Consider the following 14,959-nt stretch of genomic DNA (forward strand, 5'->3'; position numbering starts at 1 on the left):
ATTAACGGAAGTAAATAACAAGCATTACCATTCGCACCCTCGAATTTCTCCACCCTTTCGGATGCGCTTCAGATGCCTGCCCCCTTTCGCCTCACGCCCGTCACCCTCGGGCTTTCTGCATTTCTCTCTGCCGGTTTTGCCTGCGCCGCCACCACCGTTTTACCCGAGACGTCGATCAGCGCCGAAGTTGAAGCCGATGACCCGCGCGTGAAGGAAACCAGCACCGCGACCCGCACCGCCACGCCGGTGCGCTACGTTCCACAAGCCATCGACTCGATTAAAACCGCGAACGTCGTGGATTACGGCACCAACGATCTGGGCACCGCGCTGAGCGGCATCCCCAACGTCAGCAGCGGCGCCGACACTCGCTTCGACAGCCTGCGCATCCGCGGTTTCGACGCCAGCAACGACTTCTACCTCGACGGCATCCGCGACGACAGCCAATACGTGCGCGATTTGCACAACATCGAACGCATCGAAGTCCTCAAAGGCCCGGCCGCTGTTTTGTATGGCCGTGGCAGTCAGGGTGGGATCGTCAATCGGGTCAGCAAACTGCCCGAATTCGGTCGCCGCTCGACCCTCGAGGCCCAGGGCGGCAGCGATGATTTGCGCAGCCTCTACGCCGACCTCAGCACCGACCCGAGCGAGAACATCAGCCTGCGCCTGAACATGGGCAACATGGATCAAAACAGCTTCCGCGATGGCGTGAGCGGCAATCGCCAACTGTTCGCTCCGTCGATGAGCTGGCAACTGACGCCGGACCTGAACTGGCTGGTGCAGTACGAATACAGCCGCTACAACCGTACGCCGGATCGCGGTATCCCCGGTGTAAACGGGCGCCCGGCGGACGTAGGACGGGATACGACCTACGGCAGCGAGCACGATTTCATCGACGACAAGTCGCAATCCCTGCGCTCGAAGCTCAGTTATGAGCTCAACGACAACTGGCAGCTGCGCCACACCCTGGGCGTGTTCAAGCTCAACAGCGATTTCGACAACACCTACCTGACCGGTTACACCCCGGCGACCAACAAGGTCACGCGCCAGCACTGGCAACAGGACCTGACCACCCGCAACGTCTACAACAACGTCGAACTGGAAGGCGGTTTCGACACGTTCGGCCTTGAACATCGTTTGCTGACCGGCATCGAAATCGGCAGCCAGCGGCGCGACCCTACGTTGTACAACGCGGCCACCGGACGCGGGACTCAGCCGGTGCCGGCACTGGACCTGTACAACCCCGACCGCAATTTGCGCCATACCGGACGGATGCAGGTTTCCAGCAGCACTCACACCGAAGTCGAAAGCCGTGCGGTGTACGTGCAGGATCAACTGCGTCTGAACGATCAATGGCAACTGCTGGCGGGTTTGCGTTACGACACCTTCGACATCGAGTCGACCAACAAGCTGCGGGACATTTCCGAAGATCGCGACAGCCATAGCACCAGCCCGCGTGTAGGACTGGTGTGGACGCCGCTGCAGAATCATTCCTTCTACGCCTCCTGGACCAAGACTTTTTCCCCGGTCGGCGGTGGTTTGATCGGCATCACCCCAGGCGCCGCCGGCAACAGCAACGACCTGAGTCCCGAGCTGACCAAGCAAAAAGAAATCGGCGTGAAGAGCGACTGGCTCGATGATCGCCTGAGCACCACGTTGGCGATCTACGAACTGGAACTCTACAACCGCCGTACCAGCGATCCCAACGATCCGACCGTCACCTTGATGACCGGCGTGCAACGTTCCCGCGGGATAGAGCTGACTGGCACCGGCAAAATCGCCGGCAACTGGTACGTGCGCGGTGGCGTGGGTGTGCAGGACGCGACGGTCGAAAAGGACAACAACGGCTTTGAAGGCAAACGCATCAGCAACGTGGCCAAGCATAACGGCAGCCTGTTCCTGACCTGGAAGCCGGAAATGGGCTGGTACGCTGAAACCGGTCTGACCCTGGTAGGCCAGCGTTATGCCGACAACCTCAACACCACCGTCCTGCCGGGTTATGGCCGTTGGGATGCATTGGCCGGGTTCCGGCAGAAGGATTGGGATTTGCGCGCGGCGCTGAACAACATCAGCGACAAGACCTATTACTCGTCGGCCACCAGCGCGGCGCAGATTCAGCCGGGTGAACCGCGCAGCCTGGTCGTGACCGGGACCTACAGCTTTTAAGGGCAAGATCAAAAGATCGCAGCCTGCGGCAGCTCCTACATAGATCGGTGTAGGAGCTGCCGCAGGCTGCGATCTTGGCGTGCTGACAGGCGCCACCCTTTCCAACTGGCAAAAAAAAAGCGCCGCCATCCCGGCAGCGCTTTTACCAATCCGTTGTTTTTCTTCTTATCCTTCCATCACATCCCACAACGCTTCCAGCTCCGCTTCGCTGAATAAACCAGCGGGGTAGCGCTCGATCATCATCCGGCGCGGATCAGGTTCTCTGATCTGACGCGTTCCATTGGACTTCAACCAGTGCGCCAGGATCTGGAGTGAATCGCTGTTTACTGCCAGGGGATGCAACGCCCGTTCGCTCACTACATTCATTTCGGCGTTCATTTCCGCGCTCTCTCCTGGTGTGTGAGCGGCTAACTTATCCAAGGTTTATGACAGAACATCGCAGTTCTCTCCCTCCCTGTTTTACACCAGGAGAGATACAAGAGCTGTGCCAAGGTTTAGAAACTGTCGACAAGCGGATACAAAAAAGCCCGCGGTCCTGAAGGGCTGCGGGCTTTCTGCTGGACCGGGAGTGAAAACGTTTGCCGGAATGATTTCGCAATCAACTCAAGCTGTTACAACTGCACTCACTCTTTGTGCGGTGCTGGCTGTTGTTGGGTAAGGCAGTGGATGTTACCGCCTCCCAGTAACAGTTCGCGGCCGGGCACCATCACCACTTCGTGCTGCGGGAACAGTGCCTGCAAAATCTCTTTTGCCGGGCCATCCAACGGATCGTCAAAGCTCGGCGCGATGATGCCGCCGTTAACGATCAGAAAGTTCACGTAGGAACCGGCCAGACGCACGGTCGGATTACGTTCCTGAGTCCCGTCCACCGGATCAACACCAGCGCACTCTTCTTCGGTCGCAAACAGCGGCCCCGGAATCGGCATCTTGTGCACCGTGAATGGGCGACCCTTGGCGTCGGTGCTGATTTCCAGCACTTTCATTGCCGCTTGGCAGCGCGGGTAGTTCGGATCCTGCGGGTCATCGGTCCAGGCCAGCAACACTTCGCCCGGACGCACGTAGCAGCAGAAGTTATCCACATGGCCGTCGGTTTCGTCGTTGAACAAACCGTCCGGTAGCCAGATGATTTTATCCACAGCCAGATTGGCGCTGAGCACCGCTTCGATTTCTGCACGGTTGATGTGCGGATTGCGATTGCGGTTCAGCAGGCATTCTTCGGTGGTGATCAGCGTGCCTTCGCCATCGACGTGGATCGAACCGCCTTCAAGTACAAAGCCGTCGGTGCGGTAGCGCTGGCTGCGCTCGATCTCGAGGATCTTGCCGCCGACCTGTGAGTCGCGATTCCACGGCGAATACAGACCACCGTCGAAACCGCCCCACGAGTTGAAGTCCCAATTCACACCACGGACTTCGCCACCGTTATTGATAACAAACGTCGGACCAGTGTCGCGAACCCAGGCGTCGTCGCTGGACATTTCCACCACACGAATATTCGGCACGTCCAGACGGGCACGGGCGTTTTCGTATTGGCCGGCGGAAACCGCCACGGTCACCGGTTCGAAGCGGGCAATGGCTTTGGCTACCGCGACGTGCGCGGCCTGCGCCGGTTTGCCACCCAGGCGCCAGTTATCCGGGCGCTCGGGCCAGATCATCCAGGTCTGGGTTTGCGGCGCCCATTCGGCCGGCATGTAAAAGCCGTCGGCGCGCGGCGTGCTGTGCAAAGTGGTCATAGCGATCAGGACTCCAAGGAACCGTCGAGGGTCTTTAGTGTGCCATACAGGTTCGGACGACGATCACGGAACGAGCCCCAGGCGCTGCGGATGTGTTCCAGTTCGTCCAGGTCGAAGCTCTGAACCAGCACACCTTCTTCGGTTTCGTTGAGTTCTTGAACCTTCTCGCCGAACTGGTTGGCGATGAACGACGAGCCGTAGAACGTAATGTCGTAGCCGTCCTGCTCTTCGTTGCCGATGCGGTTGCTGGCGATCAGCGGCATCAGGTTGGCGCCGGCATGGCCTTGTTGCACGCGCTGCCAGTGATCACGGGACGAAATGGTCTTGTCGTGTGGCTCGCTGCCGATCGCGGTCGGGTAGAACAGGATTTCCGCGCCCAGCAACGCCATGCTGCGGGCGCATTCCGGGAACCACTGGTCCCAGCAGATACCCACGCCGATTTTCGCGTAACGGGTGTTCCAGACTTTGAAGCCGGTATCGCCCGGATTGAAGTAATACTTTTCGTGGTAGCCAGGGCCGTCCGGGATATGGCTTTTACGATAAATCCCGAGGTTGCTGCCGTCGGCATCGATGATCGCGATGCTGTTGAAACGCGCGCGGCCCGCCAGTTCGTAGAAGCTGATCGGCAAAACCACTTGCAGTTCTTTGGCGACTTTCTGGAAGTGCTTGATGGCGACGTTGTCTTCAACCGTCGTGGCCAGCTGCAGGTAATCCGGGTTCGGCTTCTGGCAAAAGTACGGAGCCTCGAACAGTTCCTGGATCAGGATGATCTGCGCGCCTTGCGCCGCGGCCTCACGGACCAGCCGCTCAGCGGTCTCGATGTTGGCTTCAAGGTCCCAGGAACAGGCCATCTGGGTAGCGGCGACGGTAACGATACGGCTCATGAATCATCTCCGGGGCAATTGCTTGAGGGTCGAGTGTGGCATCGACCAATGACAGAAATGGGAAGCACCGGGCGTGGTGAGTCCACACCGGGGCAGCGGTGACTTTATAGCCGATAAAAATCGGCTTTTAAAGCTTAAAACCATCCGCCTGTCGAAATTAATTCAAGAAAACCAGATAATAATCGAACTTTACGCTATCCCTGTGGGAGCGAGCTTGCTCGCGATGAGGCCAGACCAGCCAACATTGATGTTGAATGCTGGACCGTTATCGCGAGCAAGCTCGCTCCCACAGGGGATGGGTGTTTACAGACCCTCGGCGAGCACCTTCGACAGCATGTCCACGAAGAAATCCACGCTCTGACGCGAGGTCACCATCGGCGGTTTGATCTTGAGGATGTTCAGGTAATCGCCAGTCGGCTGCATGAAGATCCCCAGCTCGCGCAATCGATCACACAGCGCCGTTGTTTCTTCGGTTGCCGGTTCCAGGGTTTCGCGATTGCGGATCAACTCGACGCCTAGATAGAAGCCGGAACCATGCACCGCGCCCATCAGCGGATGAATATCGATCAGCGCTTCAAGCCGTTCCTTGAAATACCCGCCCACGACCTGAGCGTTTTCCCAGAGCTTTTCTTCCTCCATCACATCCAGCACTGCCATGCCGATCTGGCAACTGACCGGGCTGCCGCCGGCCGACGAGAAGAAGTAACCCTCGGCCTCCAGCGCTTCGGCAATTTCCCGACGGGTGATCACCGCGCCCAACGGCTGGCCGTTGCCCATGCCTTTGGCCATGGTGATGATGTCCGGCACCACGCCTTGTTCTTCGAAACCCCAGAAAAAGTTGCCCATGCGGCCGTAACCGACCTGCACTTCGTCGGCGATGCAGACACCGCCCTGAGCACGAACCAGCGCATAAACCTGCTTCAAATAACCCGCCGGCAGCGAGATACCGCCGGCATTGCCGTACACCGGTTCACAGATGAAACCGGCCAGCTGACGTTTCTGCTCGGCAATTTTCGCCAGGTTGTGTTCGACGCTGCGCACGTAGTCCGGCGCGCTGCCCGGTCCACGGAATTCGCCGCGATAGGTGTTCGGCGCGGTGACCGGATGCACCCAGTCCGGACGGCTGCTCAAGGCCTTCGGGTTGTCGGCAATCGAGGTCGAGACCGCATCGGCTGCCACCGACCAGCCGTGATACGCCTCAAGCACACTGAGCATGTCGCGACCGCCGCTGTAGGCCCACGCCAAACGGATCGCAAGGTCGTTGGCCTCGGTGCCGCTGTTGACCAGGAACACTCGATCCATGGAGTCCGGCGACAGTTTCAGCAAACGTTCGGAGAACTCGGCAATCGCCGCGTAGTTAAAACGCGAGTTGGTGTTGAGCAGCGACCACTGACGACTGGCGACAGCGGCCATGCGCGGATGACCGTGGCCAAGTACCGCGACGTTGTTGAGCATGTCGAGGTAGGAACGGCCTTGCATGTCGATCAGGTGATTACGCCAGCCGCGTTCGATACGTGGCGGGTCGACGTAATAGTGTTTCTGGGTACGGGCGAAACTGGCGTCGCGGCGCGCCAGCAACGTCTGCGAATCGAGTTCCTCTTCGGCGTCACAGGCCAGACCCAGCAGCACCGCCGGCGACGGGCACAACGCTTGCCAGGCCGCGGCACGAGACGGCGTACAAAACAAGGGCGCATTGAACGAAGCGCCTCGGCACAACTGCACGATCAGTGGCCCGCAGACCGAACCCAGCACCTGGCCTTTGACCAGCGCTGCGCCCGTGTACAGCGACGGGGTCACTCCCCACAACCGCACGCTCAGTTGCGGACCGTCCAGTTGCAGCACACCCGCCGCTGGCTGATGCACCACCCCGGCAAACGGTGATTCGACCGCCGTGCCGTAGAGCACTCGCAATTCGACGTGCAATGGGCACGTGTCCGGCTCAGTGGCGCTGTCCGGCCGGGTGCGGGACAAGCGATATTGCCCATAACGACTGGCCGCCAGACCGTGAGCCGCGGCAGCTTCGGTCAGCAGCCGCTGATCGATCCCCTCCTGCTCCCAGTTGCCGGCCTCGAAATGCGGACTGAGCACGCCCAAATCGATCAACGCAAACTCACGACCCACCAGGCTCGGCAGTAGCGGCGCAAAGCCTTCGCTGCCGATGCTCGGCAGGCTCTGGCCGACGGCGGTCAGGATCGCCGCTTCCATCAACGCCAACGGCACCGATGTGGCGACGCGGAAAATCTCCCACTCGTGGGTGAGGTTGTCGCGGCTGTATTCGTTGCCCGGATCAATATTGACCTGCTGCTCGCCGCTGAGCACCAACACCGCCGCACGGGCGACGATCAGTGGCCAGAGCGCCAGTAGCTCTTCATGCGTGAGCGGATTGACAGCGTGATAGGCCTGAACCGCCGGAAAAATGTAGAACGGATCGCCATCAGCGTGGTGCAGCAGCGCTGCGCAGGTCACCGACAGATCAGTAATGCGCCAGGTACGGATCAGGTCGCCGAAATCGATCACGCCCTGCAATTGCCACTGGCGTTGCGAATCTCGCTGCCACACCACGTTGTCGTCGGTGATGTCCATGTGAATCGCCTGCACTGGCAGCTTATCCACAAGCGGTTGCAAATGACGCTCGGCCTGTTCAGCCGCATCGGCAATCAGCCGGCGTTGCTGGTCGTCGCTGATGACCGGCAGCAAGTGCGTGATCAGCGCGTTGGCGTGACGGGCGTCCCATTGAAGGGTGCGCTCAAGGCCCGGATGGTCGAAACCGGCCAGCGCCAGGTCCATTTCACCGCAGAGTCGACCAAAACCGGCCACCACTGAACCGGGCAGATGATCCAGGTGTGTGAGCGACTGGCCTTCGATGTAATCGAGCAGGCGCACATGCACCGGTTGGCCGCCGACTTCCAGGGAGAGAAGGTCTGCACCGTTTTTGGCGGGAATCACTCGTGGCACATGCACATCGGGGTGTTCACCCAAATGCCTAAGCCCGGCGTGCTGAGCGTGCAGCTCCAGCGCCGAGTAGTCGCCACGGCAGATTTTCAGGACAAAACGCCCCTGGTCGCTGTCGACCCGATAGTTAAGATCCTGCTGGCTGCCGAGGGCCTGCAACCTTCCACTCAGCCCGTAATGTCCCTTCAACAGCTCAAGCGCTTGCTCCGCAGACACTTGCGGGCTGGGCAAACTGGCGCGATGAATCAACGTGGCGAGTGGCATACAACGACCCCTGAAATTTTATTAGGCGCTTATATCGCCACTGCTTTGAGCGATACGCAACCCCTTCGCCTGCCTGAAATCCTCCTGAGGTTCGACAAATCAGTTAACGGATCAGGAAAAAAAATCACTCCACTCGCACCGGACGCCACTTTGCGCAAGAATGTCGCCCATCAACGCCTATTGCTGGAGAAAGACCATGAAAGTAGTCACCACCGACCTGCCCGGTGTTCTGATCATCGAACCCAGGGTATTTGGTGACGAGCGCGGTTTCTTCTATGAAAGCTTTAATGCCAAGGCTTTCAATGAAGCGACTGGCCTGGAGACAAATTTCGTTCAAGACAACCATTCCCGTTCGCAAAAAGGCGTATTGCGCGGCCTGCACTACCAACTGGAAAACACTCAAGGCAAACTGGTTCGCGTCACAGTCGGCGAAGTACTCGACGTGGCTGTGGACATTCGCCGCAGCTCGCCACATTTCGGCAAATGGGTGGCCGTGCGTCTGTCCGCCGAGAACCATCGCCAACTCTGGGTCCCGGAGGGTTTCGCCCACGGTTTCGTGGTGTTGAGCGAGTTCGCCGAATTCCTCTACAAAACCACCGACTACTACACTCCGTCCGCCGAGCGCTGCATTCGCTGGGACGACCCGGACCTGGCCATCGATTGGCAACTGGATGAAGCACCGCAACTGTCCCATAAAGATCAGGCCGCCGCGTTCTTCAAGGACGCTGACGTCTTTTCCTGAAACACCGTCTGAATCTTCGCCGCACAGTCGTGCCTGACCCACGGCGCGCAGACTGCGCCCGCAAGCCTAGGCATAATGCGCCTGTACCCACAGGCGCTCGATGCTCATGACTCCAACCCTCCCCCGCAGGCCCCGCTGGCGCAGCCTGGCCCTGCTCGCGCTGTGCCTGGCGCCATTGCTGTGGCCGCTGGAGCATCTGGCCGAGCGTTACTACCGCAGCGAACTGGCCGGGCAGAACCGCCAGACGCTCGACCTTTACGTCGCCAACCTGCTGGGTACCCTGCACCGTTATGAAGTGTTGCCGCAAATCCTCGGCGATCTGCCGGCCCTGCGAGCAGTCCTCGGCGCGCCCGACGATGGCGTCACCCAGGGCAACGCCAATCGCTTGTTGAAAAATATCAGCGCCCAGACCGGCGCCGAAGTCATGTACCTGATGGACACCACGGGCAAGACCCTGGCCGCGTCCAACTGGGACAAGCACGACAGTTTCGTCGGGCGTAATTTTTCCTTCCGGCCGTATTTCAGCGAAGCCATGGCCGGGCGACTGGGGCGTTTTTTCGGTTTGGGCACGACCTCGGCCAAGCGTGGCTATTTCTTCGCCGCCGCCGTGCGTAACGGCGAAAAGATCATCGGCGTGCTGGTGGTCAAGGTCGACCTGGACCACACCGAAAGCCTCTGGGGCAAAACCCCGGAACAACTGCTGCTGACCGACCATAACGGCGTGGTCATTCTCACGTCGCGGCCCGAGTGGCGATTCCGCTCGACCCGCCCGTTGGGCGAAGAAGAACGCAAGGCTATTGCTGCGATTCAACCCTATCCGACCCGTGATCCCAAACCATTGCGGCTCAACCCCAACGCCTGGCTGACACAAACCCAGCCCATCGCAGAAACCGGTTGGAACGTCAGCATCCTCGCCCCACGCACTTTGATTGATCGCCCGGTACGCACGGTCGTCGCCATCGGCGGCGCGACATTGTTGGTCTTGATGTTGCTGCTGGGTCTGATGATGCAGCGACGCCGTCATTACCTCGAACGAATCGCCTTCGAAGCCAAGGCCCGTCGTGAGTTGGAAGGCCGGGTAGCCGAGCGGACCAGCGACCTCGAAGGCCTCAACCGTCGACTGAAACAGGAAGTGCTGGAACGCGAACAGGCCCAGCAAGAGCTTGTTCGCGCTCAGGATGATCTGGTGCAGGCCGGCAAACTGTCGGCCCTTGGCACCATGTCGGCGAGCATCAGCCACGAATTGAATCAACCGCTGGCGGCGATCCGCAGCTACGCAGAAAACGCCGAGGTGCTGCTCGATCATCAGCGCACCGATGATGCGCGCGGCAACCTCAAGTTGATCAGCGAACTGACCGGGCGCATGGCGTCGATCATCGCCCACCTGCGCGCCTTCGCCCGGCGCGATCGCCACGCCCCGGAAAGCGTCGCCCTCCAACCGGCGCTGGACGATGCGCTGGCGCTGCTGGCCAAGCGTCGACGCAGCATGGAAGTCGAGCTGATCCGCGACTTGCCGGCCGCCACCCTGTGGGTCGAGGCCGGGGAAACCCGTCTGCGTCAGGTGCTCGGCAATCTGCTGGCCAACGCCTTGGACGCCCTGACGGAAAAAGGCCCGCCACGTAAGCTCTGGTTGAGTGCCCAATCCACTGCCGACGGCGTCAATTTGTACATTCGCGACAATGGCCCCGGGTTCTGCCTGGAGGCACTTGGCCGCGCCAGCGAGCCCTTCTACACCACCAAGACCCGCACTCAGGGGCTTGGGTTAGGGCTGGCGATTTGCGAAACCCTGATGCGCGCCTTCGGTGGTGAACTGTCGTTCGCCAACCACAAGGAAGGTGGCGCCCTGATTACCCTGAAGTTGCGTGCAGGCGCACCGGGTGTGAGCCTGCAACCGTCCGAGGACCGAAGTGCATGACCATCGACAACCGCATCCAGGTCGTGTTGATCGACGACGATCCCCACCTGCGTCAAGCCCTGAGCCAGACCCTGGACCTCGCCGGCCTGAAAATCCTGCCTCTGGCCGAAGCCAAAGGCCTGGCGGGGCAACTGGAGCGTGACTGGCCGGGCGTGGTGGTCAGCGACATCCGCATGCCGGGCATGGACGGCCTCGAACTGCTGACCGAACTGCATGCCCAGGACCCGGAGCTGCCAGTGCTGTTGATTACCGGTCACGGCGATGTACCACTGGCCGTGCAAGCCATGCGCGCCGGGGCTTATGACTTTCTGGAAAAACCCTTCGCCAGCGACGCCCTGCTCGACAGCGTCCGCCGCGCCCTGGCCCTGCGCCGGCTGGTGCTGGACAACCGCAGCCTGCGTCTGGCCCTGAGTGATCGCAATGAGTTGAGCACCCGACTGGTCGGGCAATCGGCGCCGATGCTGCGCCTGCGCGCGCAGATCGGTGCATTGGCAGCGACCAAGGCCGATGTGCTGATCCTTGGCGAAACCGGTGCCGGTAAAGAAGTTGTCGCACGCGCATTGCACGATCTGTCGAGCCGTCGTAACGGTCCGTTCGTGGCGATCAATGCCGGCGCCCTGGCCGAGTCGGTAGTCGAAAGCGAGCTGTTCGGTCACGAGCCCGGCGCCTTTACCGGCGCGCAAAAACGTCGCATCGGCAAGTTCGAATTCGCCAATGGCGGCACGTTGTTCCTCGATGAAATCGAAAGCATGAGCCTGGATGTACAGGTGAAATTGCTGCGTTTGCTGCAAGAGCGGGTCGTCGAGCGCTTGGGCGGTAATCAGCTGATCCCGTTGGACATCCGCATCATCGCTGCGACCAAGGAAGACCTGCGTCAATCCGCCGATCAGGGCCGCTTCCGTGCCGACTTGTATTACCGCCTGAACGTCGCACCGCTGCGTATTCCGCCGCTGCGCGAGCGCGGCGAAGATGCACTGATGCTGTTCCAGTATTTCGCCGACGAAGCCAGCGCTCGTCACGGTCTGCCACCCCACGAGTTGCAACCGGGACAACGCGCCCTGCTGCTGCGCCACACCTGGCCGGGCAACGTGCGGGAATTGCAGAACGCGGCCGAACGCTTTGCCCTGGGCCTGGAACTGGCCCTGGACAATAACGCAGCGGATGGCGCTGTCGGCATGACGGTCGAAGTGGTCAGCGGCGGTCTCAGCGAACAAGTGGAAAACTTCGAGAAGAGCTTGATCGCCGCCGAACTGGCGCGTTCTCACAGCTCGGTGCGCAGCCTCGCCGAAGCCCTTGGCATCCCACGCAAGACCTTGCACGACAAACTGCGCAAGCACGGGCTGAACTTCGCCGACGGTGGCAGCAGCCACACCGACGAACTCGATTGAGCTACCGTCAATTCATCATCTTCAAACAAGAGATCCGTGCATGAGCCGCGACAGCCGTCATCTGGAATCAGTCCTCCATCGCGACATTCCCCTGACGCGGGATATGGGCCTCAAAGTGCTCGATTGGCACGACCAGCAACTGCGCCTGCACTTGCCGCTGGAGGCCAACGTCAATCATAAAAGCACCATGTTCGGCGGCAGCCTGTATTGCGGCGCCGTGCTGGCCGGTTGGGGCTGGCTGCATTTGCGTTTGCGGGAAGAAGGGGTTGAAGGCGGACACATCGTGATTCAGGAAGGACAGATCAGCTATCCGCTGCCGGTGACCATGGACGCGACAGCTATTTGCCACGCGCCGAGTGCAGCGGTGTGGAAGAAGTTTTTGGCGATGTATGTGCGGTATGGACGGGCGCGGTTGACGTTGCATTCTCGGATTGTGAATGTGGGGAGTGAGGAAGATGCGGTGACGTTTACCGGGCAGTACGTCCTCCACCGCTAAAGCAAAAGATCGCAGCCTCGTTTCACTCGACAGCTGCTACAGGGGGCGCGTTTCTCTGTAGCAGCTGTCGAGTGAAACGAGGCTGCGATCTTTTGATCTTTACGCCCGCGCCAACGCCAGCAGTTTTTCGCGCCACGCAGCCTTCGCCGGCAGCGCCAGGAAAAACTCATTCAACAACGATTCCCGCGCCGGATAACAAAACGGCGCACCGCTCAAATCCAGCACCTCACCGCCCGCCCCTTCCAGCACGCCTTGTGCCGCCGCCGTGTCCCACTGCGAAGTCGGCGCCAACCGCGGATAACAATCCGCCGCCCCCTCAGCCAACAAACAGAACTTCAACGAACTGCCGATGTTAGCCAATTGCAGTTCACCCAGACTGTCACTCAACCCGGCCAGCAGGCGCTCCTGCTCAGGACTTGAATGCCGACGACTGGCAACCACGGTAAACGCTTCACCCGCCGCGGGCACGTCGCGCACCTGAATCGGCAGCGGCGTTGCGCCTTTATCGCCACGCCACGCGCCCAGACCCGCACCACCGACGTAGAAGCGCCCGTTGGTCGGCATCGACACCACGCCAAACACCACTCGGCCTTGTTCGATCAGCGCGATATTGACAGTAAATTCTTCGCTACCGGAGATGAACTCCTTGGTTCCATCCAGTGGGTCCACCAGCCACCAACGCTGCCACCCGGCGCGCACGCTCTGGGGAATGTTGGCGTCTTCTTCGGACAGTACCGGGATGCTTGGGTCCAGCGCCGTCAACCCGGCCAGGATCACATGGTGAGCGGCCATGTCGGCGGCCGTCACCGGGGAATCATCGGATTTTGCAGTCACGGCGACGTTGGCACGCCAAAACGGCAGAATCGCTTCACCGGCATTCAGCGCCAGTTCAACAACAGGCGCCATCAACGGATGGGGGAAAATCATGGCTGGAACACTCCACGCTGAGTCAGCAGATCACGGGCCAGATAAAGTGCTGCCAACGCACGGCCCTCAGTGAATCGTGGGTTCTGGGCCAGGGCCGACAACTCACGCAGGTTGATTTTGTCCACGCCCATCGGCTCGGGCTCATCGCCTTCAAGGCTTTCTTCGTACAGATCAGTGGCCAGCACCACCTGGATCTTCTGGCTCATGTAACCGGGCGACAACGACAACTCAGTCAAATGCTCCAGTTGCCGCGCGCCATACCCGGCCTCTTCCTTGAGCTCCCGTTCGGCCGCCGCCAGCACGTCCTCGCCCGGCTCGATCAAGCCTTTGGGCAAGGACAGCTCGTATTCATCCGTGCCGCCGCAATACTCTTCGACCAGCACCGCGTGGTCCGCATCCAGCATCGCCACGATCATCACCGCGCCATAACCGGCGCCCTTGCCGACCAGTCGCTCATACGTGCGCTCCACGCCATTGGAAAAGCGCAACTTCAGCTCTTCGACGCAGAACAAACGGCTGGTGGCGACGATCTCGCGGGCGAGGATGGTGGGTTTCTGGCGCATGAGCGGCTCCTTGGCGATAGCGCGTTACTATACCCGGCCTATCCTGATTGTTTACGTCGGATATCTTTTTTACCGCTGGAGAAGTTTTTTATGTCCCTGCTGCCCTGGCGCGACATCGACACCGTTCTGTTGGATATGGACGGCACGCTGCTGGACCTGCATTACGACAACCATTTCTGGATGGAACACCTGCCCCAGCGTTACGCCGAATTGCACGGGGTGAGTCGGGCCATGGCCGAGATGGAATTGCAGCCGTTGTTCGAACGCAACGCCGGCCAGTTGCAGTGGTATTGCCTGGATTTCTGGAGCGCCGAGCTCAAACTGCCGGTGCGCGAACTGAAACTGGAAACCGCGCACCTGATCGCCTTGCGACCGGATGCGGACACCTTTCTGGCCGCCATCAAACAGGCCGGCAAGCGCGTGGTGCTGATCACCAATGCACACCGCGATTCGCTGTCATTGAAACTGGAAAGAGTCGAACTGGCGCCGTACTTCGAGCGGTTGATCAGCTCACATGATTACGGTTTCGCCAAGGAAAACCCGCAGTTCTGGGATGCCTTGCAGGCGGACATCGGCTTCGACCCGGCGCGCAGTCTGTTTATCGACGACACCTTGCCGATTCTGCGTAGCGCCCGCGACTTTGGGGTTGCGCATCTATTGGCCGTGAGCGAACCGGACAGCCGCAAAGGGCCCAAAGACACCGCAGAGTTTGCGGCGGTGGGGGATTATCGAGAATTGATCGAAGGCCTTTAGAACTGTCTGTAAACGAAAAAAGCCGCCGCGCTGACCGCCAAAGGCCAGCTCGCCGGCTCCCGCCTATGCAAAAAGCTCACTAGCTTAACCCTACTCCCCCGCTCGATACATGTCCTGAACGCTAACTATAAACTGCACAGAAAAGCATTTTCGAACGCCTATTAAGGATCAAGAATCGTCAC

12 protein-coding genes are annotated in these 14,959 nt (G+C 60.2%); 6 read left to right on the forward strand and 6 right to left on the reverse strand.

What is annotated here, in order from left to right; translation table 11 throughout:
- Positions 1–72 precede the first annotated feature (72 nt).
- Positions 73–2,163, forward strand: a complete 2,091-nt coding sequence (locus ACIQU2_RS05340; protein WP_403139194.1) for a TonB-dependent receptor — start codon at positions 73–75, stop codon at positions 2,161–2,163.
- A gap of 165 nt (positions 2,164–2,328) precedes the next feature.
- On the opposite strand, the gene ACIQU2_RS05345 is transcribed toward ACIQU2_RS05340, so the two are convergent.
- The 4 genes from ACIQU2_RS05345 to ACIQU2_RS05360 form a co-directional block, all read right to left on the reverse strand.
- On the reverse strand, positions 2,329–2,541 hold the full coding sequence (locus ACIQU2_RS05345) for a hypothetical protein (RefSeq protein ID WP_403139197.1): 213 nt from the start codon (positions 2,539–2,541) through the stop codon (positions 2,329–2,331).
- 245 nt (positions 2,542–2,786) lie between these two features.
- A complete protein-coding gene (gene aguA / locus ACIQU2_RS05350) occupies positions 2,787–3,893 on the reverse strand; it encodes an agmatine deiminase (protein WP_403139201.1) in 1,107 nt (368 codons plus the stop codon).
- A gap of 5 nt (positions 3,894–3,898) precedes the next feature.
- Positions 3,899–4,777, reverse strand: coding sequence for an N-carbamoylputrescine amidase (gene aguB / locus ACIQU2_RS05355; RefSeq protein ID WP_008149347.1), 879 nt, complete (start codon positions 4,775–4,777; stop codon positions 3,899–3,901).
- A gap of 303 nt (positions 4,778–5,080) precedes the next feature.
- On the reverse strand, positions 5,081–7,993 hold the full coding sequence (locus tag ACIQU2_RS05360) for an aminotransferase (protein ID WP_403139208.1): 2,913 nt from the start codon (positions 7,991–7,993) through the stop codon (positions 5,081–5,083).
- A 196-nt stretch (positions 7,994–8,189) separates the two neighbouring features.
- On the opposite strand from ACIQU2_RS05360, the gene rfbC reads away from it, so the two are divergent.
- The 4 genes from rfbC (at position 8,190) to ACIQU2_RS05380 (ending at position 12,534) form a co-directional block, all read left to right on the forward strand.
- Positions 8,190–8,735, forward strand: coding sequence for a dTDP-4-dehydrorhamnose 3,5-epimerase (rfbC, locus tag ACIQU2_RS05365; protein WP_347802625.1), 546 nt, complete (start codon positions 8,190–8,192; stop codon positions 8,733–8,735).
- Positions 8,736–8,841: 106 nt separating this feature from the next.
- Complete coding sequence (locus tag ACIQU2_RS05370) at positions 8,842–10,650, forward strand: ATP-binding protein (protein WP_347802626.1); 1,809 nt, start codon at positions 8,842–8,844, stop codon at positions 10,648–10,650.
- Positions 10,647–12,038, forward strand: coding sequence for a sigma-54 dependent transcriptional regulator (locus ACIQU2_RS05375; RefSeq protein WP_347802627.1), 1,392 nt, complete (start codon positions 10,647–10,649; stop codon positions 12,036–12,038). The genes ACIQU2_RS05370 and ACIQU2_RS05375 overlap by 4 nt, the downstream gene beginning before the upstream one ends.
- A 40-nt stretch (positions 12,039–12,078) precedes the next feature.
- Positions 12,079–12,534 carry a YiiD C-terminal domain-containing protein gene (locus ACIQU2_RS05380; protein WP_347802628.1) on the forward strand — a complete coding sequence of 152 codons (456 nt, stop codon included), beginning with the start codon at positions 12,079–12,081 and terminating at the stop codon, positions 12,532–12,534.
- A gap of 99 nt (positions 12,535–12,633) precedes the next feature.
- Here the strand turns inward: ACIQU2_RS05380 and cysQ are convergent, their stop codons facing one another.
- Positions 12,634–13,461 carry a 3'(2'),5'-bisphosphate nucleotidase CysQ gene (gene cysQ / locus ACIQU2_RS05385; protein WP_403139219.1) on the reverse strand — a complete coding sequence of 276 codons (828 nt, stop codon included), beginning with the start codon at positions 13,459–13,461 and terminating at the stop codon, positions 12,634–12,636.
- Positions 13,458–14,024, reverse strand: coding sequence for an ADP compounds hydrolase NudE (gene nudE / locus ACIQU2_RS05390; protein ID WP_033058385.1), 567 nt, complete (start codon positions 14,022–14,024; stop codon positions 13,458–13,460). Before nudE ends, cysQ begins: the two co-directional genes overlap by 4 nt.
- Positions 14,025–14,114: 90 nt before the next feature.
- Between nudE and yrfG the strand changes: the two genes are divergently transcribed.
- Positions 14,115–14,777, forward strand: a complete 663-nt coding sequence (yrfG, locus tag ACIQU2_RS05395) for a GMP/IMP nucleotidase (protein ID WP_403139223.1) — start codon at positions 14,115–14,117, stop codon at positions 14,775–14,777.
- Positions 14,778–14,959 lie beyond the last annotated feature (182 nt).

The organism is Pseudomonas sp. NPDC098740 (assembly GCF_044760065.1).
In the GTDB taxonomy this organism is placed as follows: domain Bacteria; phylum Pseudomonadota; class Gammaproteobacteria; order Pseudomonadales; family Pseudomonadaceae; genus Aquipseudomonas; species Aquipseudomonas rossensis.

Bases quoted from the DNA above. Each gene is read 5' to 3' on its own strand.
- ACIQU2_RS05340 (WP_403139194.1), top strand. From the start codon at position 73: ATGCCTGCCCCCTTTCGCCTCACGCCCGTCACCCTCGGGCTTTCTGCA.
- ACIQU2_RS05345 (WP_403139197.1), bottom strand. From the start codon at position 2,541: ATGAACGCCGAAATGAATGTAGTGAGCGAACGGGCGTTGCATCCCCTG.
- yrfG (WP_403139223.1), top strand. From the start codon at position 14,115: ATGTCCCTGCTGCCCTGGCGCGACATCGACACCGTTCTGTTGGATATG.
- aguB (WP_008149347.1), bottom strand. From the start codon at position 4,777: ATGAGCCGTATCGTTACCGTCGCCGCTACCCAGATGGCCTGTTCCTGG.
- cysQ (WP_403139219.1), bottom strand. From the start codon at position 13,461: ATGATTTTCCCCCATCCGTTGATGGCGCCTGTTGTTGAACTGGCGCTG.
- aguA (WP_403139201.1), bottom strand. From the start codon at position 3,893: ATGACCACTTTGCACAGCACGCCGCGCGCCGACGGCTTTTACATGCCG.
- ACIQU2_RS05370 (WP_347802626.1), top strand. From the start codon at position 8,842: ATGACTCCAACCCTCCCCCGCAGGCCCCGCTGGCGCAGCCTGGCCCTG.
- rfbC (WP_347802625.1), top strand. From the start codon at position 8,190: ATGAAAGTAGTCACCACCGACCTGCCCGGTGTTCTGATCATCGAACCC.
- ACIQU2_RS05360 (WP_403139208.1), bottom strand. From the start codon at position 7,993: ATGCCACTCGCCACGTTGATTCATCGCGCCAGTTTGCCCAGCCCGCAA.
- ACIQU2_RS05375 (WP_347802627.1), top strand. From the start codon at position 10,647: ATGACCATCGACAACCGCATCCAGGTCGTGTTGATCGACGACGATCCC.
- nudE (WP_033058385.1), bottom strand. From the start codon at position 14,024: ATGCGCCAGAAACCCACCATCCTCGCCCGCGAGATCGTCGCCACCAGC.
- ACIQU2_RS05380 (WP_347802628.1), top strand. From the start codon at position 12,079: ATGAGCCGCGACAGCCGTCATCTGGAATCAGTCCTCCATCGCGACATT.